This is a genomic window from Proteus faecis, assembly GCF_003144395.1.
Classification (GTDB): Bacteria; Pseudomonadota; Gammaproteobacteria; order Enterobacterales; family Enterobacteriaceae; genus Proteus; species Proteus faecis.
In genome coordinates, this window is the sequence record NZ_PENZ01000012.1 from 71003 (window position 1) to 95727 (window position 24725).

At 39.2% G+C, this 24725-nt stretch carries 19 protein-coding genes and 1 riboswitch; of the genes, 13 read left to right on the top strand and 6 right to left on the bottom strand.

Annotated elements, in window-relative coordinates:
* Positions 1-35 precede the first annotated feature (35 nt).
* The 3 genes from lgt to rppH form a co-directional block, all read right to left on the bottom strand.
* Entirely contained in the window at positions 36-926 is an 891-nt protein-coding gene (gene lgt, locus DK858_RS03260) for a prolipoprotein diacylglyceryl transferase (RefSeq protein ID WP_109396201.1), read from the bottom strand.
* A gap of 79 nt (positions 927-1005) precedes the next feature.
* Positions 1006-3252, bottom strand: coding sequence for a phosphoenolpyruvate--protein phosphotransferase (ptsP, locus tag DK858_RS03265; RefSeq protein WP_109396202.1), 2247 nt, complete (start codon positions 3250-3252; stop codon positions 1006-1008).
* Between the two features lie 8 nt (positions 3253-3260).
* Positions 3261-3791, bottom strand: coding sequence for an RNA pyrophosphohydrolase (gene rppH, locus DK858_RS03270; protein ID WP_109396203.1), 531 nt, complete (start codon positions 3789-3791; stop codon positions 3261-3263).
* A 112-nt stretch (positions 3792-3903) separates the two neighbouring features.
* Positions 3904-3995, top strand: a riboswitch (TPP riboswitch).
* A 64-nt stretch (positions 3996-4059) separates the two neighbouring features.
* Between rppH and thiB the strand changes: the two genes are divergently transcribed.
* The 6 genes from thiB (at position 4060) to rluA (ending at position 13588) form a co-directional block, all read left to right on the top strand.
* Positions 4060-5073 (top strand): thiamine ABC transporter substrate binding subunit, encoded by a 1014-nt coding sequence (thiB, locus tag DK858_RS03275; RefSeq protein ID WP_109396204.1) that lies wholly within the window; start codon positions 4060-4062, stop codon positions 5071-5073.
* A complete protein-coding gene (gene thiP, locus DK858_RS03280; protein ID WP_109396205.1) occupies positions 5073-6653 on the top strand; it encodes a thiamine/thiamine pyrophosphate ABC transporter permease ThiP in 1581 nt (526 codons plus the stop codon). The genes thiB and thiP overlap by 1 nt, the downstream gene beginning before the upstream one ends.
* Entirely contained in the window at positions 6646-7347 is a 702-nt protein-coding gene (gene thiQ / locus DK858_RS03285) for a thiamine ABC transporter ATP-binding protein ThiQ (protein WP_072064287.1), read from the top strand. The genes thiP and thiQ overlap by 8 nt, the downstream gene beginning before the upstream one ends.
* Before the next feature lie 89 nt (positions 7348-7436).
* A complete protein-coding gene (locus DK858_RS03290) occupies positions 7437-9791 on the top strand; it encodes a DNA polymerase II (protein WP_109396206.1) in 2355 nt (784 codons plus the stop codon).
* Positions 9792-9975: 184 nt separating this feature from the next.
* Positions 9976-12879, top strand: coding sequence for an RNA polymerase-associated protein RapA (gene rapA, locus DK858_RS03295; protein ID WP_109396207.1), 2904 nt, complete (start codon positions 9976-9978; stop codon positions 12877-12879).
* A gap of 55 nt (positions 12880-12934) precedes the next feature.
* The gene (gene rluA / locus DK858_RS03300) at positions 12935-13588 is read left to right on the top strand and encodes a bifunctional tRNA pseudouridine(32) synthase/23S rRNA pseudouridine(746) synthase RluA (protein ID WP_109396208.1); all 654 of its coding nucleotides are present in this window, start codon (positions 12935-12937) and stop codon (positions 13586-13588) included.
* A gap of 243 nt (positions 13589-13831) precedes the next feature.
* Here the strand turns inward: rluA and djlA are convergent, their stop codons facing one another.
* Complete coding sequence (gene djlA, locus DK858_RS03305; RefSeq protein ID WP_109396209.1) at positions 13832-14632, bottom strand: co-chaperone DjlA; 801 nt, start codon at positions 14630-14632, stop codon at positions 13832-13834.
* Positions 14633-15062: 430 nt separating this feature from the next.
* On the opposite strand from djlA, the gene lptD reads away from it, so the two are divergent.
* Genes lptD through apaH form a run of 6 tightly spaced genes read left to right on the top strand, consistent with a single transcriptional unit; the run spans position 15063 to position 21846 of the window.
* Entirely contained in the window at positions 15063-17432 is a 2370-nt protein-coding gene (lptD, locus tag DK858_RS03310; protein WP_109396210.1) for an LPS assembly protein LptD, read from the top strand.
* 50 nt (positions 17433-17482) lie between these two features.
* Positions 17483-18820 carry a peptidylprolyl isomerase SurA gene (gene surA / locus DK858_RS03315; protein ID WP_109396211.1) on the top strand — a complete coding sequence of 446 codons (1338 nt, stop codon included), beginning with the start codon at positions 17483-17485 and terminating at the stop codon, positions 18818-18820.
* On the top strand, positions 18810-19808 hold the full coding sequence (pdxA, locus tag DK858_RS03320) for a 4-hydroxythreonine-4-phosphate dehydrogenase PdxA (protein WP_109396212.1): 999 nt from the start codon (positions 18810-18812) through the stop codon (positions 19806-19808). Before surA ends, pdxA begins: the two co-directional genes overlap by 11 nt.
* Positions 19801-20619 (top strand): 16S rRNA (adenine(1518)-N(6)/adenine(1519)-N(6))-dimethyltransferase RsmA, encoded by an 819-nt coding sequence (rsmA, locus tag DK858_RS03325; protein WP_088494662.1) that lies wholly within the window; start codon positions 19801-19803, stop codon positions 20617-20619. The genes pdxA and rsmA overlap by 8 nt, the downstream gene beginning before the upstream one ends.
* A 25-nt stretch (positions 20620-20644) precedes the next feature.
* Positions 20645-21022: a Co2+/Mg2+ efflux protein ApaG gene (gene apaG / locus DK858_RS03330; protein WP_006535978.1), complete on the top strand. Its 378-nt coding sequence runs from the start codon at positions 20645-20647 to the stop codon at positions 21020-21022.
* Positions 21023-21024: 2 nt separating this feature from the next.
* Positions 21025-21846 carry a bis(5'-nucleosyl)-tetraphosphatase (symmetrical) ApaH gene (apaH, locus tag DK858_RS03335; RefSeq protein WP_109396213.1) on the top strand — a complete coding sequence of 274 codons (822 nt, stop codon included), beginning with the start codon at positions 21025-21027 and terminating at the stop codon, positions 21844-21846.
* 435 nt (positions 21847-22281) lie between these two features.
* On the opposite strand, the gene folA is transcribed toward apaH, so the two are convergent.
* Entirely contained in the window at positions 22282-22767 is a 486-nt protein-coding gene (gene folA, locus DK858_RS03340; protein WP_109396214.1) for a type 3 dihydrofolate reductase, read from the bottom strand.
* Between the two features lie 174 nt (positions 22768-22941).
* Between folA and DK858_RS03345 the strand changes: the two genes are divergently transcribed.
* Positions 22942-23556 (top strand): LysE family translocator, encoded by a 615-nt coding sequence (locus tag DK858_RS03345; RefSeq protein ID WP_109396215.1) that lies wholly within the window; start codon positions 22942-22944, stop codon positions 23554-23556.
* Between the two features lie 40 nt (positions 23557-23596).
* Here the strand turns inward: DK858_RS03345 and DK858_RS03350 are convergent, their stop codons facing one another.
* Positions 23597-24709 carry a hypothetical protein gene (locus DK858_RS03350; RefSeq protein WP_109396216.1) on the bottom strand — a complete coding sequence of 371 codons (1113 nt, stop codon included), beginning with the start codon at positions 24707-24709 and terminating at the stop codon, positions 23597-23599.
* Between the last annotated feature and the right edge of the window lie 16 nt (positions 24710-24725).

The following is a 24725-nucleotide window of genomic DNA, read 5'->3' on the forward strand; positions in this document are numbered from 1 at the left end:
TTGTAATTAACTAATAATAAAAAGTTTATCTCACACTATTTGTGAGCTGGTGTTGGATTTTGTGGAGTCTTTTTATCTTGGCGATAGGCCCATACCATAAAAATAATACCCAATAAAATCATTGGAATTGATAGTATTTGTCCCATGCTTACACCACCAAATAATCCTAATTGTGCGTCTGGTTGACGGAAGAATTCAACAATAATACGGAATGCACCATAACCAATCAGGAACAAGCCTGACACACTACCTACAGGGCGACTTTTGCGCACAAAGATATTTAGGATAATAAATAGCACTACACCTTCTAACAGCATTTCATAAAGCTGTGACGGATGGCGAGGTAAAACCCCATATTCTTGAATAATCGGTAGTAGTGTTGTTGGATCTTGAGCAACAAGTTGGAGATCTTCAGAACGAGAGCTTGGGAATAAGAAAGCCCAAGGTGTATCTAATGTGACGCGTCCCCATAATTCACCATTAATAAAATTACCAATACGACCTAAACCTAAACCAAATGGAATTAAAGGTGCTACAAAATCAGCCACTTGGAAAAATTTACGCTTAGTGCGTTTAGCGAACCAAATCATGGCACAAATCACCCCAATTAAACCACCATGGAACGACATACCGCCATCCCACACTTTAAAGAGGTAAAGAGGATCATTTAAAAAGACAGGTAAGTTATAGAATAAAACATAACCTAAACGACCACCGATAAACACACCGACAAAACCAACATAAAGTAATGTTTCAACTTCATTTTTATTCCAACCACTATTCGGTTTTGCAGCTCGACGATTTGCAAGCCATAAGGCAAAGACAAATCCAACTAAATACATCATACCGTACCAGTGTAATGACACAGGTCCGATAGAGAACATAACAGGATCAATCTCTGGAAATTTAAGGTAGCTTATACTCATTATTCCCTACTTCACTTAATCAATAATTTCTGTGCTGGTTATTTATTACCAACATAGAAAAGGCTTATACGAAGGCCGACTAAATACCCCCGCGAATTAATCCACCTAATCCTTGTCGTTCCATAAATTCAGAAGACAATTTTTTAATTTCTGTTGCCGTTTCAGCTTGCAGTATCTGTTGCATAAAAGGCTGTAACATTACAGGATCAAGATGGCGCAATAAGTATTTTACCCTAGGTAAACTACGACCACTCATGCTTAACTGCCTAAAACCGAGCCCTATTAACAGCAATGCCCCTATTGGCGTACCCGCCATTTCGCCACAAACACTTACGGGTAACTGATAATATTGGCATTGTGTTGCAATCAAATTCAGTGAACGCAATAAGGCAGGATGCAAATTATCATAGAGTGATGCTACATGGGTATTATTACGATCGACCGCAAGCAAGTATTGCGTCAGATCGTTTGTTCCCACAGAGATAAAATCGACCCGATTAGCTAATTGTGACAGCATAAATACCAATGAAGGTACTTCAAGCATAATACCCAGCGGAGGTGGGACACATTCACAGTTTAGCTCTCGACTCACTTCATCACATGCTCGTAATAGCAATGTTCTTGCTTCGTCAATTTCATCAATACTTGTCACCATCGGCAACAAAATTTTCAAATTTTTAAATTCGAGGTTTGCTTTTAGCATTGCTCGTAGCTGAATAAGAAAGATTTCAGGCTGATCAAGCAATATTCTTATGCCTCTCCAACCTAAGCAGGGATTTTCCTCATTAATTGGCATATAAGGAAGTTGCTTATCAGCACCAATATCTAAAGCACGCAATACAACAGGTTTATCAGGAAAAAAAGAGAGTATTTCGCGGTAACGATTTTTCTGTTCATCTTCAGATGGAAAACCGCTTTGTAGCATAAAAGGAATTTCAGTACGATATAAACCAACGCCATCTATTCCCACACTAATGCGTTGCTCATACTTGATATTTAATCCCGCATTCAATTGAACGCTAACTGTCTCACTATTTTTTAAAACCGCTTGCTGTTCAAGCTGCTCTTCTGCAATTTGGCTTAATACGCTCTCTTCATCAATAATTTGTTTATATTCTTGAGTAATAAAAGGTTCTGGCTCAATAAATATTTCACCACGATAACCATCAAGAATAAGCATGCGATTGTGTAAAAGCTCTGGTTGAATATCAGCCCCCATAATCGCGGGGATCCCCATCGCTCTAACAAGAATGGCAGAATGCGAATGCGTTGCGCCATCTCGAACAATGACACCAGCAAGTTGTTGTTCTGGTAACTCCGCCAATAAACTTGCACTTAATTCATCAGCAACCAGAATAAAACGCTCTGGCCAAATATTAGTTGAACTTAGATCATCATCGAGATGAAATAATAAACGGCGCCCCAATGCTTTAAGATCAGAGGCTCGCTCACGCATATAACCATCTTTTAAGCTAGAAAATTGGGATGCCACTTTTTCAATTACGACTTTAACCGCCCACTCTGCTACATATCCCTGTGTAATGATTGCGGTCATTTTATGTTTAAGCTGTGGATCATTAAGTAAATGCGAGTAGAGATCAAAGATGGCGGCACTCTCTTTTTGCGCATTCGCCATAAATCGCTTACTAAAGCGACGACATTCTGCAGTAGCATCTTCTAAAGCTACCGTAAGTCGATTTAACTCTGCTTTTATATCAAGCGCACTGGCTTTAAAAACATTTTCAAGAATAGGTTGAGAGACTTCTTGCCAACCATAAGCCATAACCACGCCAGTCGAAACTGAAAGTGCTTTAATCCGACTTTGGCGATATTGCCCAAAAAGCCCTTTAGTTTGTACTTGCGATAATGTAGCACCAAGCTGTGTCGCCAGTGTCACCATAAAAGATTCTTCGCTTTCATTGAATAAGCGACGCTCTTTTTGCTGAACAACTAATACACCAAGGAGTTGGCGACGGTAGACAATAGGAACGCCAAGGAAAGCACGGAGATCATCTTCTTTAACTTGAGGAAGGTATTTAAAGCTAGGATGTTCACGAATATCAGCGAGGTTGATAAGCTCTGAAAGACGTCCCACTTCACCAACCACGCCTTCATTAAATGAAAGGCTAACGGCTCTCCCTCTAGGTTTTTTTAACCCTTTGGTCGCCATAAGATAAAAACAGCTACGTTGTTTATCGGCAAGATAAATAGAACACACATCCGTGTGCATTGCCTGACACGTTTCCTTGACTAAGAGTTCAAGCGCTTCTGGAAGCCCTGCTGCCATAGCCACTTTTTCTACAATTTCTCGCAAACGTGTCAGCATAGTGTTATCTAATACCTTTTACGCCGATATCCATACGATGGACGTGATAAAGACATTTGTTCTTGCAGTGGCATGACTACTGGTGCGAACTCTTTCATTACACGTCGATAAACATCGCGTTTAAAAGAGACGACTTGTCGAACAGGATACCAATAACTCACCCAACGCCAGCCATCAAATTCTGGCGTTTTGCTTTGTTGAACATTAATGTCTTTATCATTACTTGTTAACTGCAAAAGGAACCAACGCTGTTTTTGTCCAATACAAACAGGTTTTGTGTCCCAACGCACCAAACGCTTAGGTAACTTGTAACGTAACCAGTTACGTGTGGAGGCAAGAATTTTGACATCCTTGCGACTTAACCCAACTTCTTCGAACAACTCTCGGTACATTGCCTGCTCTGGCGATTCTCCAGGATTAATTCCCCCTTGAGGAAACTGCCATGAATGTTGCCCATAGCGACGAGCCCAAAGCACTTGCCCTTGCCGATTACAAATTACAATCCCTACATTCGGGCGGTAGCCATCATCATCAATCACTAGACTACCTCAATAACCAAATTTGAAAGATAACTCATTGTTTCATACTACCCACAAACGGTAAACCTCTATCAACAGACTTTGCATGGCGCGTGTATTTATCTACAATGGGAAAGTCTCAACGGGGTGCCTTTTTAGGCTGAGAAAAACTCGTGGAACCTGATCCAGCTAATACTGGCGTAGGGATTTGAGTCAGGATGTTGCAATATTCATTGGTTTGCTATCCTTACTCCTCAGATCCTACCTGACTTTTACTGAGGAACTAAACGTGTTAAATAAATCACTTCGCTTTACTTTCCTTCTAGGCGCACTGGGCATGATGGGCACTTATTCAACTCAAGCCTTAGCACAAAAACCCGCACTCACCGTTTACACCTATGATTCATTTACTGCAGATTGGGGGCCTGGGCCTGCAATAAAAAAAGCATTTGAACAACAATGTGATTGCGAGCTAAAACTGGTTGCTCTGTCTGATGGTGTATCTCTACTTAATCGCTTACGCATGGAAGGTGATAAAAGCAAAGCTGATATTATTTTAGGATTGGATAACAATCTGATCCATGCAGCAAAAGAAACCGGGCTTTTCGCACCAAGCAATATCGATACATCCAAACTCGCCTTACCTGAAAAATGGACTGACGATACCTTTGTGCCCTATGACTATGGCTACTTTGCTTTTATTTATGATAAAAACCGTGTCCAGAACCCACCTAAAAGCATGGCTGAACTGCTAAACAGTCAAGAGAAATGGAAAATTCTCTATCAAGATCCTCGTACCAGTACGCCGGGTTTAGGTTTAATGTTATGGATGCAATCACTGTATCCTGAAAACACGGCGACTGAATGGAAAAAATTGTCAGAAAAAACGCTGACAGTCACTAAAGGTTGGAGTGAGTCTTATGGCTTATTCTTAAAAGGCGAAGGTGATTTTGTGCTTAGCTACACCTCATCTCCCGGTTATCACATTTTAGCAGATAAAAAAGATAACTATGCTGCTGCGATTTTTGATGAAGGGCACTACTTGCAAGTCGAAGTTGCTGCAAAACTTAAATCAAGTAAACAACCGGAATTAGCACAACAATTTATGCAGTTCATGTTAACCCCTGCATTCCAAGAAACTATACCCACTACTAATTGGATGTATCCTGTTATCGATATGCCATTACCAGACGTCTACTCTTTGATGCCTAAACCCGAAAAATCATTGCAATTCGATGCAGATATTGTCGCCAAAGAGCGCCAAACATGGACTCGTAATTGGCAATCTGCGGTTAGCCGCTAATGGGAAGATGGCTTATCCCGGGGCTATGTGCCTCGGGCTTACTGCTAATTGTGGCGTTATTGTCATTTGGCGCACTATGGGTTAACGCACCAAGTGGTGAGCTATCCTCAATTTTTGCTGATGAATATTTATGGCATGTCGTCCGTTTTACTTTCTGGCAAGCTTTTTTATCTGCACTATTTTCAATATTACCGGCTATTTGGCTCGCCAAAGCACTCTATCGACGCCAATTTAAAGGGCGAACACTGTTTTTACGCCTATGTGCCATGAGTCTTGTGTTACCTGTTCTAGTTGCACTGTTTGGTATTTTAACTGTTTATGGCAGAGTAGGATGGATTGCTCAAATTTGTGAATGGATAGGTATCGATTACCAATTTACTCCTTATGGTTTGCAAGGCATTTTATTAGCTCACATCTTTTTCAATATGCCATTAGCAACCCGAATGTTATTGCAAGCTCTCGAAAGTATCTCGCCAGAGCAACGTCAATTAGCCTCACAATTAGGTATGAATGGCTGGCAACGTTTTCGCTTTCTTGAGTTTCCCTATTTATGGCGCCAAATACTCCCGACTGCATCACTGATTTTTATGCTCTGCTTTGCCAGCTTTGCTACTGTGTTAGCCTTAGGTGGAGGCCCTGCCGCAACAACGGTTGAACTCGCTATTTATCAAGCCTTAAGTTATGACTACGATTTGCATCGCGCTGCACTTTTAGCCTTGATCCAACTCTTTTGTTGTTTAGGCTTGGTGCTTATCAGCCAAAAGCTAAAAGGCACCCTTTTTGTGGGAAACAGTCAAAAGCGACATTGGCGTGATCCCTATGATCCTATCTTTAGCAAAATAGCAGATAGTCTCATTATCACCCTTGCACTCCTCTTTTTAGTGCCCCCCATTTTGGCCGTAATAACTGATGGTCTTAATAGCCAATTTCTACGTGTCATCCAACAGCCTGTACTTTGGCAAGCCTTTACAACCTCGCTGATTATTGCTGTGGGTGCGGGTATTGTTTGTGTTGTATTAACGATGATGTTGCTATGGAGTAGCCGGGAACTTCGCTTACGCCATTTTAAAAAAGCAGGTCAGGCCATGGAAATGAGTGGTTTGATCATTCTCGCGATGCCGGGCATTGTGTTAGCAACAGGCTTTTTTCTGTTATTAAATAATACGATTGGATTACCTGAATCACCTTATATTTTAGTGATTTTGACCAATGCTTTAATTGCCATTCCCTATGCCTTAAAAGTACTTGAAAACCCAATGAATGATATCGCTTCACGTTATAGTCTTTTGTGTCAGTCGTTAAATTTACAAGGTATAAACCGACTCCGTTGGATAGAACTACGCGCATTAAAAAAGCCCATCTCACAAGCACTTGCCTTTGCTTGCGTCATTTCTATTGGTGACTTTGGTATTGTTGCTCTATTTGGTAATGAAACATTTAGAACGTTGCCTTTCTATCTTTATCAGCAAATTGGGGCTTATCACACACAAGATGGGGCTGTAACAGCCATGATGTTATTACTACTTTGCTTCTCTCTTTTTAGCCTAATAGAACGATTAGCTGGAAAATCTCATGATTAAATTAGAGCACCTAACTTACACTTATGAACACCAACATCTCTTATTTAATCTAACGGTTAATGCAGGAGAACGCATTGCCGTGTTAGGGCCAAGTGGTGCAGGTAAAAGTACATTACTCAGTTTAATCGCTGGTTTTTTACCATCGGAAAAGGGAAGCCTGTTTCTTAATGGTCAAGACCATACCAAAACAGTACCAGCAAAACGCCCTATTTCCATGTTATTTCAAGATAATAATCTATTCCCACATTTAACTGTAAGGCAAAATATCGGCTTAGGATTAAATCCGGGATTAAAACTGACTAGAGATCAAAAAGCGCTATTAGAGAATCGAGCTGAGCAAGTGGCACTCAGTGAATACCTTGAACGTTTACCTTCTCAATTATCAGGCGGCCAGCGCCAACGTGTTGCTATTGCACGTTGTCTAGTTCGTGAACAACCTATTTTGTTACTTGATGAGCCATTTTCTGCACTCGACCCCGCTTTACGCATTGAGATGTTGGCACTACTCGAGCAACTTTGCCGAGAAAAAGCGTTAACCTTATTGATGGTTTCTCATAGCTTAGAAGATGCTGCAAAAATTGCCTCAAGAGCAATTGTGATAGATAGTGGCATGATTGTGTATGATGGAAATACACAATCACTTATAAATGGTGAAGTGGATCAATCACTTATTTTAGGTATTCCGTTTAATTAATCTCAACCAAAATTAACTGTATAAATAACCACTATATTGACTATAATAAATACATCTTTAGTGAATTTTTTTGTGTTTATTGGGTGCTCATGATTGGTCATACGGAACAAGGCTTTATTCTTACTCGCCACTGGAGCGACACACCAAAAGGTATTGTCGTCTCTTATTGGTTGGCGACGGATAATGGTCCACGCAAAATTACGGTTCCTATGCAACGTGCTATCGGTTTTGTAGCCCGCCAACATGAAACTGTTTTACGCTCACTCATTAATAAAAATCCTGATATTGAAATTCGCTCTCTCGATTTAAAAGATTTCGAAAGACAGCCCGTTTTTGGTGTTTATTGCAAACAATATCGCCAACTTGTCCAACTTGAGCAACAGCTTAAAGAACATCACATCCGCCTTTATGAAGCGGATATCCGCCCGCATGAACGTTATATGATGGAGCGCTTTATCACCGCACCGGTCTGGTTTCGTTATCAACAAAATAATATTGCAACATTAAAACCCGCCCCCGATTATCGCCCTACGCTTCGAGCTGTCTCTTTGGATATTGAAACCAGTGAATTTGGTGAGCTTTACTCTATCGGGCTTGCTGGTTGTGGTGATAATGTGGTGTTTATGCTTACTGATGAATTACCCGCAGAGAGTGAAAGCCAGCAAATTCAAGGCTATCGCTTATGTTATGTCAGTAGTCGATTGCGTTTAATTGAAAAACTGAATGAGTGGATACAACATTACGATCCTGATGCGATTATCGGTTGGAACTTAATTCAATTTGATCTGCGTATTTTATACACACATGCTCAACGGTATGGTGTCAGTTTATTATTAGGCCGTCAAAATAGCCCGTTAGAGTGGCGAGAGCATGGATTTAAAAAAGGGCATTTTTTTGCTTCAGCTCAAGGTCGTTTAATTATCGACGGAATTGATGCCTTGAAAATGGCAACATGGAATTTTCCCTCTTTTAGCCTTGAGTCCGTTGCTCAAACTCTGCTAGGTGAAGGAAAAGTCATCGATACACCTTATGCCAGAATGGATGAAATTAATCGACGCTTTAAAGAAGATAAGCCAGCACTAGCTTATTATAATTGGCAAGATTGTGTCTTAGTGAACCGTATCTTTGATGCAACATCACTTATGGCATTCTTATTAGAGAGAGCTTGTGTTACAGGGCTTTCCGTTGATAGAAGCGGCGGATCTGTGGCTGCGTTTACACATCTCTATCTCCCTTCAATGCATCGTATTGGATATGTTGCACCTAACCAAGGTGAAAAACCTGAAGAGCATAGCCCCGGAGGCTTTGTCATGGATTCAGCCCCCGGCTTATATGATTCTGTTGTTGTGCTTGATTACAAAAGCCTTTACCCCTCTATTATTCGTACTTTTTTAATCGATCCCGTAGGAATGATTGAAGGCATGCATCAATCTGACGAAAAATTTTCTATTTCTGGATTTCGCCAAGCACGATTTTCACGAGAACGACACTGTTTGCCGGCTATTGTGTCGCAAATTTGGCATGAAAGAGATAATGCGAAATTACATAAAAATGCGCCACTCTCTCAAGCCCTCAAAATTATTATGAATGCTTTTTATGGTGTTTTAGGCTCTGTGGGCTGTCGTTTTTTTGATCCTCGTTTAGCGTCATCTATCACACTACGAGGTCATGAAATTATGAAAAAAACGCGAGAATTAATAGAAGCTAAAGGTTATCAAGTTATTTATGGCGATACGGATTCAACCTTTGTTTGGCTGAAATCACCTCATACAGAAAAACAAGCCCAACAGATTGGATATCAATTAGTACAAGACGTAAACCAATGGTGGAAAACACATCTCTTTGAAAAATACCAACTGGATTGCAAATTAGAACTAGAATACGAAACCCATTATCGTCGTTTTTTAATGCCTACTATTCGAGGTATGGAAACCGGTAGTAAAAAACGTTACGCCGGACTGAGCAATGATAAAATGGTATTCAAAGGATTAGAAACCGTCAGAACAGATTGGACTCCTCTCGCTCAAAAATTTCAACAGGAGCTTTATACACGCATTTTTCATCAGCAACCTTATCAGCAGTTTATTCGTGATTATGTCGCAGATACACTTGCGGGAAAATATGATGAAAGACTGGTGTATCGTAAACGGTTACGTCGAAAATTATCTGAATATCAGCACCATGTCCCCCCTCATGTCAAAGCAGCACGTAAAGCGGATGAATATAATTTATCCAAAAATAGACCTCAACAATATCAGCAAGGCGGTTGGATTAGTTATATAATTACCCTCTTGGGGCCTGAGCCATTAGAGCACATTACCACTGCACCTGATTATGAACACTATATCAATAAGCAGTTAATGCCGATTGCAGATGCAATCCTGCCTTTTATACAAGATGATTTTTCAACCTTGTTAAATGGACAAATGACACTCTCATTTTAAGTTGTGTCATTTTGCAGGTGACGGTTTGCTTTGCATCTATTAACATAACGCCCCTTTGGTGATAATTAGCTTTTCTTTGTTCAATGAATAAGCACTTTTTATCCCGCAGATTTTAATGACAACACCGCAATACTGCATTCATTAATAATTCCTAATTATATATTTGAGAGCTGAGTTTATATATATGCCTTTTACTCTTGGTCAACGTTGGATTAGCGATACTGAAAGCGAGCTTGGACTAGGTACTGTTGTGGCAGTTGATGCCCGCATGGTCACCTTACTTTTTCCTGCCTGTGGCGAAAACCGCCTTTACTCCCGTCATGATGCACCAATAACGCGGGTGATGTTCAATGCAGGCGATACCGTCACCAGTCACGAAGGCTGGAAGCTCGCCATCGATAACGTTGTAGAAGATAACGGCCTACTTATCTACCATGGTGTGCGTTTAGACACTGAAGAGCCTGCACAATTACGCGAAGTGTTCTTAGATAACAAACTCACATTCAATAAGCCTCAAGATCGCCTTTTTGCCGGTCAAATTGACCGTATGGATCGCTTTGCATTACGCTACCGTGCTCGTAAATTTATGAGTGAACAGTTTAAGCAAGCACAAAGTGGTTTACGTGGTATTCGCGCCAGCCTCATTCCTCATCAGCTTTATATCGCCAATGAAGTGGGTAAACGTCATAACCCTCGCGTATTATTAGCTGATGAAGTTGGTTTAGGTAAAACGATTGAAGCCGGTATGATTATCCACCAGCAATTAATGGATGGTCGTGCTGAACGAGTGCTGATTATTGTGCCTGAAAGCTTACAACATCAATGGTTAGTTGAAATGTTACGCCGATTCAACTTACGTTTCTCACTGTTTGATGATAGCCGTTATAGCGAATCTTTATTAGATAGCGATAATCCATTTGAAACAGAACAGATGATCATCTGCTCTTTAGATTTTGTGCGTAAAAACAAGCAACGCTTTGAACACTTGGTTGAAGCAACATGGGATATGTTAGTTGTTGATGAAGCTCATCACCTTGTTTGGAGTGAAGATGCTCCAAGCCGTGAATATCAAGTGATTGAAGAGTTAGCTGAATCTATTCCTTCTGTATTGCTATTAACGGCAACCCCAGAGCAGTTAGGTCAAGAAAGCCACTTCGCTCGTTTACGTCTACTTGATCCAAACCGTTTCCATGACTACAACGAATTCATTAATGAGCAACAAAAGTATCGCCCTGTTGCCGATGCTGTCTCAATTTTGCTATCAGAAGATGATTTAAATACTGAACAACAAAACATCATTAGTGAAATGATCAGCGAGCAAGATGTTGAGCCTTTACTGAAAGCTGCGAATACTCAAGGTGAAGAACGTACTAAATCTCGCCAAGAACTTATCCATATGTTAATGGACAGACATGGAACAGGTCGCTTGTTATTCCGTAACACACGTTCGGGTGTTAAAGGTTTCCCAAATCGCGTACTTCACGCGATAAAAATGCCACTGCCAACACAATATCAAACTGCGATTAAAGTAGCTGAGATTATGGCAGCGAAAAAAAGCCTCGAAGTTCGTGCAAAAGAGATGCTCTACCCTGAGCGTATTTACCAAGAATTTGAAGGTGAAAACGCAACATGGTGGAACTTTGACCCTCGTGTTGAATGGCTACTGGGTTTCTTAACGGCAAATCGTAATGAAAAAGTCCTAGTGATTTGTGCTCAAGCAGCAACAGCACTGCAACTAGAACAAGTTTTACGTGAGCGTGAAGGTATTCGTGCAGCCGTCTTCCATGAAGGCATGTCATTACTTGAACGCGATCGCGCAGCGGCTTATTTCGCTTCTGAAGAAGAAGGCGCACAAGTTCTACTATGTTCAGAAATTGGCTCTGAAGGACGTAACTTCCAGTTTGCTAATCAACTGGTTATGTTTGATCTTCCCTTTAACCCTGATTTACTCGAACAGCGTATTGGTCGTCTCGATCGTATTGGTCAAAATCGCGACATTGATATTAGCATTCCTTATCTTGAAGGTACGGCTCAATCTGTATTATTACGTTGGTATCACGAAGGCTTAGATGCCTTTGAACATACTTGTCCAACAGGTCGTACTATTTATGATAGCAAATATGATGCTCTCATCTCTTACCTTGCCCAACCTAATGAATTAACTGATTTTGATGAGTTTATTGTTGCTTGTCGTAAACAACATGATGAAATGAAACTCAAACTTGAACAAGGTCGCGACCGCTTATTAGAAATGCATTCTAACGGGGGGGAAGTTGGCGTTGAATTAGCCGGTGAAATAGCAGCTCAAGATAACGATCCTGAGTTAGTGAACTTTGCACTGAATTTGTTTGATATCGTCGGTATTAATCAAGAAGATCGCAGTGATAGCTTAATTATTTTAACACCATCCGATCATATGTTAGTACCTGATTTCCCAGGGTTACCGCAAGATGGTTGCACTATCACATTTGATAGAGAACAAGCGCTATCTCGTGAAGATACTCAATTTATCAGTTGGGAACACCCAATTATCCGTAACGGCTTAGATTTAATTTTATCTGGCGATACAGGAAGTTGTGCCGTTTCTTTATTAAAAAATAAAGCCTTGCCAGTGGGAACACTGTTAGTTGAACTCATCTATGTCGTAGAAGCTCAAGCGCCGAAACATCTTCATTTAAGCCGTTTTTTACCGGCCACACCGGTTCGCTTATTACTTGATCTGAAAGGTAATAACCTTGCATCTCAAGTCGAGTTTGAAAGCTTTAACCGTCAATTAAATGCGGTTAATCGTCATACTTCAAGCAAACTGGTCAATGCAGTACAAAGTGAAGTTCACCATGTACTTAAAACTTCTGAACCTTTAATGGAAGTCGAAGCAAAAGAACTTATCCAAAAAGCGAAAGAAGAAGCCGATCGCGTGCTGACTCATGAATTATCACGCTTAGAAGCTTTACGTGCGGTAAACCCAAATATTCGTGATGATGAAGTCGAAGCTATTGAAAATGAACGTGCTCATATTCTTAACCATTTAGATGAAGCAACGTGGCGTTTAGATTCAATTCGCCTCATTGTTGTTACCCACCAATAGTCACCGTTAAAGCGGGGAGTATTTTACTCCCCGTTGTTTTGATGAGATACCCACTATGATGGAAGTGTATAACCCGCCGACGGATCCTTGGTTACATGTTTTATATCAAGATGAGCATATTATTGCCGTCAATAAACCCAGTGGATTACTGTCAGTGCCGGGCAAAGCGCCAGAGCATAACGACAGTATTATGTCGCGCATTAAAGCAGAATTTCCTAATGCTGAATGTGTGCATCGCCTTGATATGGCAACCAGTGGCGTTATCGTTGTAGCACTAAATAAAGAAGCAGAGCGTGAATTAAAGCGTCAATTTCGTGAACGTGAACCCAAAAAAACCTATATTGCACGTGTTTGGGGACATATTGAAAAAGAAGAAGGGTTGATTGATTTACCTTTAATTTGCGATTGGCCTAATCGGCCAAAACAAAAAGTCTGTCATGAAACAGGGAAAGCGGCGCAAACTTTTTATGAAGTGTTGGAATATGAAGAGAATGCAACAAGAGTGAAACTCTCACCAATTACTGGGCGTTCACATCAATTGCGGGTACATATGTTAGCGTTGGGGCATCCTATTTTAGGGGATCGCTTTTATGCACACCCGCAGGCAAGAGCGATGGCACCTCGCCTGCAGTTACATGCTCAGGAATTATTTATTACGCATCCTGCTTTTCGATCCCCGATACATTTTGAATGCCTTGCCGATTTTTAGTGCCTTATGACACTAAAACAGTCACTGAACTCAATGAAGCAAGGAGCAGACAAAGCGCTAATCCCATAACCCCAACAAGAACACGGACGTTTGACATGAATAGAGTTCCTTTTTTAAGAGAAGAGAGAATGAAATAATTAAATTTCACTTATATTTTACCGTGATAAATAATAAACTCAACTCAGTCTAAGTTATCTCTATCACGGAATAATTCTCTCTTTTCTCATCTTCTTTTACAATATGTTAACGAAATCCTTTTTCTTTTTTTATCAAATCATAAGCAACTTGGATAGACTGTGCTTTTTGTTTTGCTATTTCCATCATTTCTGGTGGCAAACCTTTCGCTACAAGTTTATCTGGATGATGTTCTCCCATTAATTTTCTATAAGCTCTTTTTATGGTTTTAACATCATCATTCTCATCAACACCAAGTACCTTACATGCGTCAGAGAGCGTTGGGCCTTGAGGGTGAGGCTGATAGCCCTGTCCATTTTGATAATGAAAATTCTGACCAGCCTGCATCATTGCTAATATATGTTCAAAATGCGCACGAGAAAAACCTAGCTCATCAATAATGATAAACAGCATTTTTCTTTCATTTGGATGCAGTTGCCCATCCGCAAAAGCGGCTTGTAATTGGATTTCCAGAAACATCTGAAGTAAGTCACGGCGCCCAACACAAATTTGTCTAACTCGTTGCAATGTGGCTCTTAATGGAAAGTCGGCTGATTTACCTTCTCTAAAAGCTTGTTGTGCCGCTTGGCGACCAACACCATGCAGATTCATGCGATCCATCAATTCACTGGCAAGAGAGATATCGGTTTGAGTCACTCGCCCTTTTGATTTTGTTAAGTGCCCTAAAACTTGAAAGGTTGCAGCAAAGAAAAAAGCTTGTCTATCACGCGTATAGCGACCACCACTTCCTAATTTACTTCGTTGCATGTCATAGAGATGCCCAAGAAAAACACCAATAACAATGCCCCAAAAGCCTATTCCAGCAAAACTACCGATGGTAAGGCCTAATAATTTTCCCCAATAGCGCATAGACTCCTCAAATCTTCGATGCTCTGCCTGCAATTTTGCATTATCATACTATTCATTTGCTTGCACACCTAACACCAAGCAACCTCTAAATAAACTTTTTCTTAAAATAAAGAGATTTGCTGTGTCTCTTTGGACAGAGGTAATGCTGTTTTCGTTTAAATTGTGTTAAAGTAAAATGAGTGACCAAACAAATAACTTTAGCGTTGTTATACAGCACGAAATACCGCATCAGCGCGGTGTTTTTTTGTTTCTAATAAGGCTATAACGCTATTTCAACACAGAAACATCGAAAAAATGGGAATTAGACCTATTTTTCGGTTACCGTTAGAACAATGTTCAGAACGTTGGGCTGGTGTCGCATAACTCCCTGCGTTAGTTTCTAGCTGTTTATCAGCACGAAGCCACTGATGACGGAAGCACATAAATACTTATGAAAAAAAGTTATCCCACACTGCTGGCCACCCTAGTTTGGGCCACAATATATGGTCAGCCTGCTTACGCTGATCTTGCCTCCCAATGTTTACTGGGAGTTCCTGTTTATAATAAACCGTTAGTACAAGGCGATCCTAACAGCTTGCCAGTCACTATCACTGCAAATGATATGCAAGGTGAATATCCTCGCATGATCAAATATAAAGGTGATGTTGATATTAAACAGGGCAACCAAACCTTAAGTGCAGACAGTGTTGAACTAACACAAACTGAGGGAGAAACCCCATTAAGAATGGTCACAGCAACGGGAAATGTCTCTTATGATGATCCTCAAATCATCTTAAAAGGGCCTCGCGCTTGGTCTAATCTTAACAATAAAGATACGGATATCGAACAAGGTAATTACCAAATGGTTGGCCGCCAAGGCCGTGGTTACGCAAATAAAATGCAAATGCGTGGCGAAAACCGCTATACCATTATGGATAAAGGTATGTTCACGTCTTGTCTACCGGGAGATGATAGCTGGAGCGTTGTCGGCTCAGAGGTTATTTTAGACCGTGAAGAGCAAGTTGCTGAGATCTGGAATGCACGTTTTCGTGTAGCCAACGTGCCTATCTTTTATAGTCCTTACCTTCAATTACCGATTGGCGACAAACGCCGCTCTGGCTTCTTAATTCCTAACGGAAGCTATTCCCGTAGCTCAGGTTTTGATTTCCAGCTACCTTATTACTGGAATATAGCTCCTAATTATGATGCGACCATTACGACTAACTATATCAGTCGTCGTGGTTTAAAATTAGACAATGAATTCCGTTATTTAACCAAGCCAGGAAGCGGTACGATTGCTGTTGATTGGATTAACCACGATAGCCAATACAATAAAGATAAAGCAGAAAATAAATCAGGCTATCTTCCTCGTGATTCTGCAACACGTTGGTTATTCTACTGGGGACATAGTGGCGTCATGAACAATGTGTGGCGATTTAATGTCGATTACACAAAAGTCAGTGATAATAAATACTTCACTGATTTCACCTCTCAATACGGTAATACCACTGATGGCTATGCGACTCAGAAATTTAGTACCGGTTATGCACAACAGAACTGGAATGCCACATTAACGACTAAACAGTTCCAAGTTTTCTCTGATAATAAAGATGCTAGGGCTTATCGTGCAGAGCCACAGCTTGATCTCAATTATTATAAGAATGATATAGGGCCATTTGATTTCCGTACTTACGCTCAATTTGTTCGCTTTACCAGTGTAGGAGATAACACTCCTGAAGCAAATCGTTTCCATATTGAGCCAACGCTTTCACTTCCTGCGTCTACGGGTTGGGCAAGCTTTAATAATGAATTGAAAATAATGGCAACTCATTACGATCAAGATATTCCTGATGCGTATAAACATAATAACCCTAATCAATTAGACGATAATGTAAACCGTGTATTACCACAGTTTAAGTCTGATATGAAAATGGTTTTTGAACGCCAATATCAAACTAATGATATTACCCAAACCCTCGAACCTCGCGTGCAATATCTTTATGTCCCTTATAAAGACCAATCTAACATCAACAACTTTGACTCTGCATTATTACAGTCAAACTATAGCGGATTATTCCGCGATAGAATGTATGGTGGTTTAGACCGTATTGCTTCTGCAAACCAATTAACAACGGGCGTTACTTCGCGTTTTTATGATAGCGAATTAGTTGAACGTTTTAACGTTTCTGTAGGTCAAATCTACTTCTTTGAGCGCCCAAGAACCGGTCCATCTTCTATTGGTGAAATAATTAACAGTAAAGATGAAAGTGGCTCTATGGTCTGGGCGGGTGATGCTTATTGGCGTATTACTGATACCGTAGGTATGCGCGGAGGTTTACAGTATGACCGTCGCTTAGGTAGCGTTTCAATGGGTGATGCTATAATGGAATATCGTGCCGATAGTGATCATCTTTTACAGTTGAGCTATCGCTATGTGGATCGCGATTATATTCAAGCAACACGCGTTCGCCCTTATGATGGAAAAATGCAACCACTACCTGAATACCAAAAAGGTATTTCTCAAGTCGGCGTGGTCGGTAGTTGGCCATTAGCTGAACGCTGGGGTCTTGTGGGAGCTTATTACTTTGATACCAAAGAATCAGAGCCTGTTAGCCAAATGGTTGGTCTACAATACAACACGTGTTGCTGGGCTGTGAATGTAGGTTATGAACGAAAAATTGTTGGCTGGAAAGTTGACCACAGCGATATTGATAATAAATGGTCTGTCAATGTGGAACTCAGAGGCCTAAGTAACAATCATAGTTTGGGTAGCCAGAAAATGCTTGAACGCGGTATCTTACCTTATCAAAGAGCATTCTGATTTAATCAGACTACGGAATTGGCTGAATAAATATGTCATCCCGCAACAAGATGCGGAAAACACATAACGGGAAACTTATGAAAAATTGGAAAACGCTGTTTATCGGCTTAATGATCACGGTCGGTGCAGCTACCAGCTCAACAACATTTGCTGCACAAGAATTAAACCGTGTATCGGCTATCGTCAATAACGGTGTCGTTCTAGAAAGTGACGTCAATAGAATGCTACAGACTGTCAAAATGAACGCAAAAAATGCGGGTCAAGAAATGCCAGATGAGCAAGTTCTTCGCCAACAAATTCTAGAGCGTTTGGTAATGGATAACATCATTTTGCAAATGGCACAACAAATGCAAATTGATATCCCTGATGCCGCAGTAGAATCTACAATTCAGGGTATTGCTGCTGAAAATAAAATTTCACTTGATCAACTGAAAAAGCGTCTTGCTGCGGATGGTATTTCTTACAACGATTATCGCCAAGATATTCGTAAAGAGATGATGCTAGCCGAAGTTCGTAACAATGAAGTGCGTCGCCGTATTACTATTTTACCTCAAGAAGTTGATTCTCTTGCTAAGCAAATTGAAGGCCAAGCAAGCCAAAGTGTTGATTTAAACCTGAGCCACATCTTAGTTCCATTATCAGAAAATCCAGCACCAGCTGAAATAGAAAAAGCCCAGCAAGTCATTAAACGTATTATGAATCAGCTAAAAAATGGTGCAGATTTTGGTAAATTAGCTGCCACTTATTCTGCTGATCCGCAAGCTTTAAATGGCGGTAATATGGGTTGGGCATCTATTGATGAATTACCAACGCTATTTGCGAAAGAGTTAACAAATGCGCAAAAAGGCCAAATCGTAGGACCTATTCACTCTGGTGTTGGCTTACACATTATCAAAGTGAACGATATTCGTGGTGGTTCTAATACCCTTTCTGTTACGGAAGTTAAAAGCCGTCATATTCTGCTAAAAAGCTCACCAATCATGAGTGACGAGCAAGCCTATGCTAAGTTACAGCAGATCTCTGCCGATATTCGCAGTGGTAAAACGACGTTTGCTGATGCTGCAAAAGAGTACTCTGAAGATCCAGGTTCAGCATTACGTGGTGGTGAGTTAGGATGGTCAATGCCTGATGTTTACGATCCGGCATTCCGTGATGCGTTAATGCGCTTAAATAAAAATGAATTAAGCCAACCTGTTCGCTCTAATTTTGGCTGGCATTTAATTGAATTAGAAGACACTCGTAGTGTTGATAAAACAGATGCCGCCAATAAAGAACAAGCATACCGTTTACTCTTCAACCGTAAATTTAATGAAGAAGTACAAAACTGGATGCAAGAGCTACGAGTAGGGGCTTATGTGAAAATAATGAACGAGAATAATGCAAACTAAGCAAATAAAACCACTTGTTATCACCCCCGGCGAACCAGCCGGGGTTGGTCCTGACCTAATTATCTCATTAGCACAAATGAGTTGGGATTTACCTTGGGTTGTTTGTGCTGATCCTCAGTTACTTAAAACAAGAGCAGAATTGTTAAACCTGCCTCTTACATTAGTTGAATACGATCCTGCCACGCCACCTCAAATACACACACCAAGCCAAATTTGTGTACTCCCAATCACACTTCACGCTAATGTCATTCCAAGTACATTAGATGCGCGCAATGGATTATACGTTGTAGAAACATTAGCGCGTGCTTGTGACGGTTGCCTAAGTGGTGAGTTTGCAGCACTCGTGACAGGGCCGGTTCATAAAGGCATTATCAATGACGCAGGTGTGCATTTTACAGGACACACCGAGTTTTTTGCTGATCGTAGCCACTGTGAACGCGTTGTTATGATGCTCGCAACAGATACATTAAGAGTTGCATTAGCAACCACACATTTACCATTACGAAATGTGGCGGATGCAATTACAGGCGAACTTCTGCATGAAATTATCACTATTTTAAACCATGATTTAAAAACCAAATTTGGTATAGCAGAACCTCAAATTTACGTTTGTGGCCTTAATCCTCACGCAGGAGAAAGCGGTCATATGGGACGTGAAGAAATTGATATTATTGAGCCTGCATTAGCACAATTACGTCAGCAAGGCGTTCATCTTCATGGCCCTTATCCTGCTGATACGTTATTTCAACCAAAATATTTAACACATGCTGATGCGGTACTAGCGATGTATCACGATCAGGGATTACCTGTGCTAAAATATGAAGGTTTCGGTCGTGCCGTAAATATCACTCTCGGTCTTCCTTTTATCCGTACTTCTGTTGATCATGGCACCGCCCTTGAGCTTGCAGGTACGAAAAGCGCAGATGCTGGCAGTTTTTGCACCGCATTAAATTTAGCCATTAATATGATACAAAATTGTAATGAATAATAGAGTCCATCAGGGGCACTTTGCCCGCAAACGCTTCGGGCAGAACTTTTTAACAGACAGCTATATTATTGAAAGTATTGTTGAATCCATTTATCCTCAACCAGGTGAAGCCATCGTTGAAATTGGTCCTGGTTTAGGTGCAATTACAGAACCAGTAGGCGCAAGAATGGATAAAATGACGGTTGTAGAAATTGACCGTGATTTAGCCGCTCGTTTAGAAGTTCATCCTACATTAAAAGACAAGCTGACCATTATTCAGCAAGATGCAATGACGATTGATTTTGCACAATTAGCAAAAGAGCGTCAGCAACCTTTGCGTGTTTTTGGTAACTTGCCTTATAACATTTCTACACCACTTATGTTCCACTTATTCAGTTTTGCTGATGCAATTTCTGATATGACATTTATGCTCCAAAAAGAAGTGGTTAATCGTCTTGTTGCAGGTCACGGTAGCAAAACTTATGGTCGCTTAAGTGTGATGGCGCAATATTATTGCCAAATCATCCCAGTACTTGAAGTACCACCGACTTCATTTAAACCGGCACCTAAAGTTGATTCAGCGGTTGTTCGTTTGATCCCTTACAAAGAAAAGCCATACCCAGTAACGGATATTGCCATGCTTAGTCGTATTACCGCCCAAGCATTCAATCAACGCCGTAAAACACTACGCAATAGCTTAGGTGGATTACTTACAGCAGAAGATATGATAGCACTTGATATCGATCCAACGGCAAGAGCAGAAAATATCTCTGTTGAGCAATACTGCAAAGTGGCAAACTGGTTATCTCAAAAGCAAGACTCACAAGCATAAGATAAAGCCAGAGACAGGAGGCACTATGTTCACCTCATCAAAAGTGGCGATACAGGTACAAAGCGTTTACATTGAAAGCCAATCTTCCCCTGAAGATGAGCGATATGTTTTTGCTTATACCATATCAATTCATAATTTGAATAAATGTGCAATTCGCCTCCTGCGTCGCTATTGGTTGATCACCAATGCACAAGGTAATACCACTGAAGTTCGAGGTGAAGGTGTTGTCGGCGAACAGCCGCTTATCGAGCCTGGCACACAATACCGCTATACCAGTGGTGCCGTTCTTGAAACACCAATGGGAACAATGGAAGGTCATTATGAAATGATAGACACTGATGGTCGATTATTTCAAATAGAGATCCCTGTTTTCCGCCTTGCACTTCCAACATTGATAAACTAACTATGGCAACTTATTTAATTGGTGATATTCATGGCTGTTACCATGAACTGCGCCACCTTCTTGATAAAGTCAGCTTTGATCCTGCGCAAGACACATTATGGCTAACGGGGGATCTTGTTGCACGAGGCCCTGACTCGCTTGAAGTACTTCGTTTTGTAAAAAGCTTAGGCCATTCACTAAAGCTCGTCTTGGGCAATCACGATCTTCATCTTTTAGGTGTCTTTGCAAAAATTAGTCGCAATAAACCAAGAGATAAGCTGAATAATTTACTTAATGCGCCTGATGCAGATGAATTAATTAATTGGCTAAGACGCCAACCTGTATTGCAAGTTGATGAAGACAAGAAAATCATCATGGCTCACGCAGGGATCACGCCACAATGGGATTTAGAAACAGCCAAAATGTGTGCTCGTGAAGTTGAAGCTATTTTAAGTAGTGATAGCTACCCTTTATTTATTAACTCAATGTATGGCGATTTACCAAACAATTGGTCACCAGAACTTTCGGGGCTAGCACGATTACGCTTCAGTACTAATGCACTCACACGTATGCGTTACTGCTTTCCCAATGGCCAGCTTGATATGATTTGTAAAGATAAACCACAAGACGCTCCTGCACCATTAAAGCCTTGGTTCGATTTACCAAGCCAGTTACCTGAAGGTTATAGCATTGTATTTGGGCATTGGGCCTCTCTTGAAGGAAAAGGCACTCCTGATAATGTTTATGCATTAGATACGGGATGTTGCTGGGGTGGAAATCTCACTTGTTTACGTTGGGAAGACAAACAATACTTCACTCAATCTAGCCTATCAGCCCCCAAATAACGCACTTATTATCCCTTTACTTCTTCTTGCGCAAAATGGCGACATTGCCTTTTGCGCGATATGGGTTTTACCCTCATATATTACCTAAATGACTCTTTTTTATTCTAAAGAGAACGTTTTACATACAAAAACGAACACCTTAAGAAATTTATAAATTTAATCATTAACAATCAATAAGTTATTTTTTTTCATAGAAAAATAAGTACGAAAAAACACAATATTGAGAATAAAAAATCTCTATATCGATTAATATCTCATATATTATTCTTATAAAATGAATTTATTAAAATATAAATAATGATTAGCTTAAAATAAATCTCTTTTTATAAAAATATTTAAGTAGAATAATAAATTTTACTTCTTATTATTTTTATAGGAATAAAATAGGAATAATAAAAAGGGAGATATTAAATCTCCCTTTTTATTTAATTCTTGTTATTTTCTTCTTTTTAATATTTCAAAGCAGTAGTTATGTGAGTTATTTTCATCTGCTTCATGGTATTCCATAAAAGTAGAATCCCACTCATCAGGTTCATAATCTGGGAATGTTGTATCACCGATAACTTCAGCATCGATGTGTGTTAGATAAAGTGTATTTGCCATAGGCAGAAATTGCTCGTACACTTTACCGCCGCCTATAACCATGATTTCTTCATGATTTTCAGCGGCTTGTAAAGCTTCCTCTACAGATTTAACCCAAATAACATCGCTATCTGTTCCAGGCTGACTACTCAAAACAATATTAAGACGATTTGGTAAAGGACGTCCAATAGACTCATAAGTCACCCGCCCCATAATAACGGGTTTATTTAGCGTATTTTTTTTAAACCATGCGAGGTCACCCGGTAATGTCCAAGGCATTGCCTTTTCCATACCAATAATGCGATCCATCGCTAATGCTGCGATTAAACTAATATTCATTTACACACCTACGGGTAAAGATGGGAAAAAACTGTTCACACTATACGTAAAGCTAAAACCTGAGTCGATACAAATTATGCTTCCTTGATAATAAATAATTGCTTTATACTCGAAGTGTTAACTTAATCATATAAGATTCAATCATTATAATATTGTTATATACAAGGCGCTATTATGCTTGAAACTTCTTTAGTTGTTTTTACAATTGCTTTACTCGGTATGATCTCACCAGGTCCTGACTTTTTTCTCGTTGTAAAAAATGCAGCACGTTATCAACGATCTGCAGCAATGATGACTGCAATGGGAATTGTGGCTGCATTACTTGTGCATATGTCATATTGTGTTGCCGGCATTGCTGTTCTTATCACAACAACACCTTGGCTTTTTTCCATTTTAAAATATGCAGGTGCTGTTTATTTGCTATGGATTGGCTTTCAGAGTTTGCTCTCAAAATCTAATCATTCGATTGATGAAAAAGCCACACAACATTCACAAATCAGCTTTAAGAAAGCTTTTATGCAGGGTTTTCTCTGTAATTTACTCAACCCTAAAGCCACTTTGTTCTTTCTTGCCGTTTTCACTCAAGTATTAAGTGTTGATTCAAGCATCGGTGAAAAATTATGGTATGCCTTTATTATTTGGGGCTTAGCCGTAGTTTACTGGCCTTTATTGGTTTTATTAATTCAAAGTGCGCCTGTCAGAAAAGTGCTTAATAAAGTCCAAAAAGGGATTGATAAAGTATTAGGTGTAGTACTGATTGGTTTAGGTATTAAAGTCGCGTTAAGTTAAAAAATAAAATATCATATAGTCGCAAGCTATATGATATATTTTATTTCAAATAAAGTAATAAATCATTTAATAATTTTTTATTAAACTGTAGATAGTTATTAATATCATAAAGCTCTAACTTATCGATAATATTTTTAATGTATGATGTTTTTTGTCTATTATTCATTTTGTACTCATCAAAAATTAATTTTATTTTATCTTTATATATATCATTACTGTTATCAAATTTTTCATACACCTCAAAATCAAAATTAATTAATTTATTATTATTCATCATTGCTTCTTGCATATAGGATGGCAATAATGCTTTCAAATTATCACCAACAATCTGTATATTTTTATTATCTCTAAAAGAATCAAGAGCCATTTTTATATTTTTCAATGTGTTTTCTAATTTTAATAGAAATAATTCATTCCTCATCTCTTTTTCTTTTAAATGATGAATAAATTTAATTAGATTGTTAATATGAACTTCTTTATTTGTTGTATTAATTTTTTTTAAATTATTTATATTTTTTATTTTTATAATTTCATTCGCTTCACTCTCTCCATCTCCATAAATAGAGTCTAGCAGATTAAAAATACTCTCTTTATAAAAAAGGTCATTTCTTGATATAAATTTAAAACATCCCTCACCGTCAGTTTGTTTTAATCTGCTTTCATTCTTTTTATTTTCTATTGAACTCATCAATTTATTTAGAGTTGAATATAGCAATAAGAAGTCACCCTTCGTTTTTACATTATTTTTCAGATAGATATTAATATATTCTCTTTCATCCACACCATTTTTCATTTTCCGTTGTAAAAACGAGGAAATTTTATTATTAAGATTATAATAGTCTATTGTAATTCTATCAGAATTAATAACCTCATTATTTTTCAATGATTTTAAAAAATAAAATTCATTTATTTTATCATACTTATCACAATTCAAAATAAAATCACAATTTATTTTAACATTCATTATTTCTTTTATAAAATCAAAGACTTTTTGAAAAAAACCTCTCTTGTTATATGAGAAAATAAAACTCCTATTTATATTTTCGATTTTATCAATTAAATCCTTTATACCATAATTACCATTACTCATTCCTCCTTTATAATGAATAATATATTTTATATCTTTTAAAGTAGCATCATTAATAATAGTCATAGTCCCTTCCTCTCTT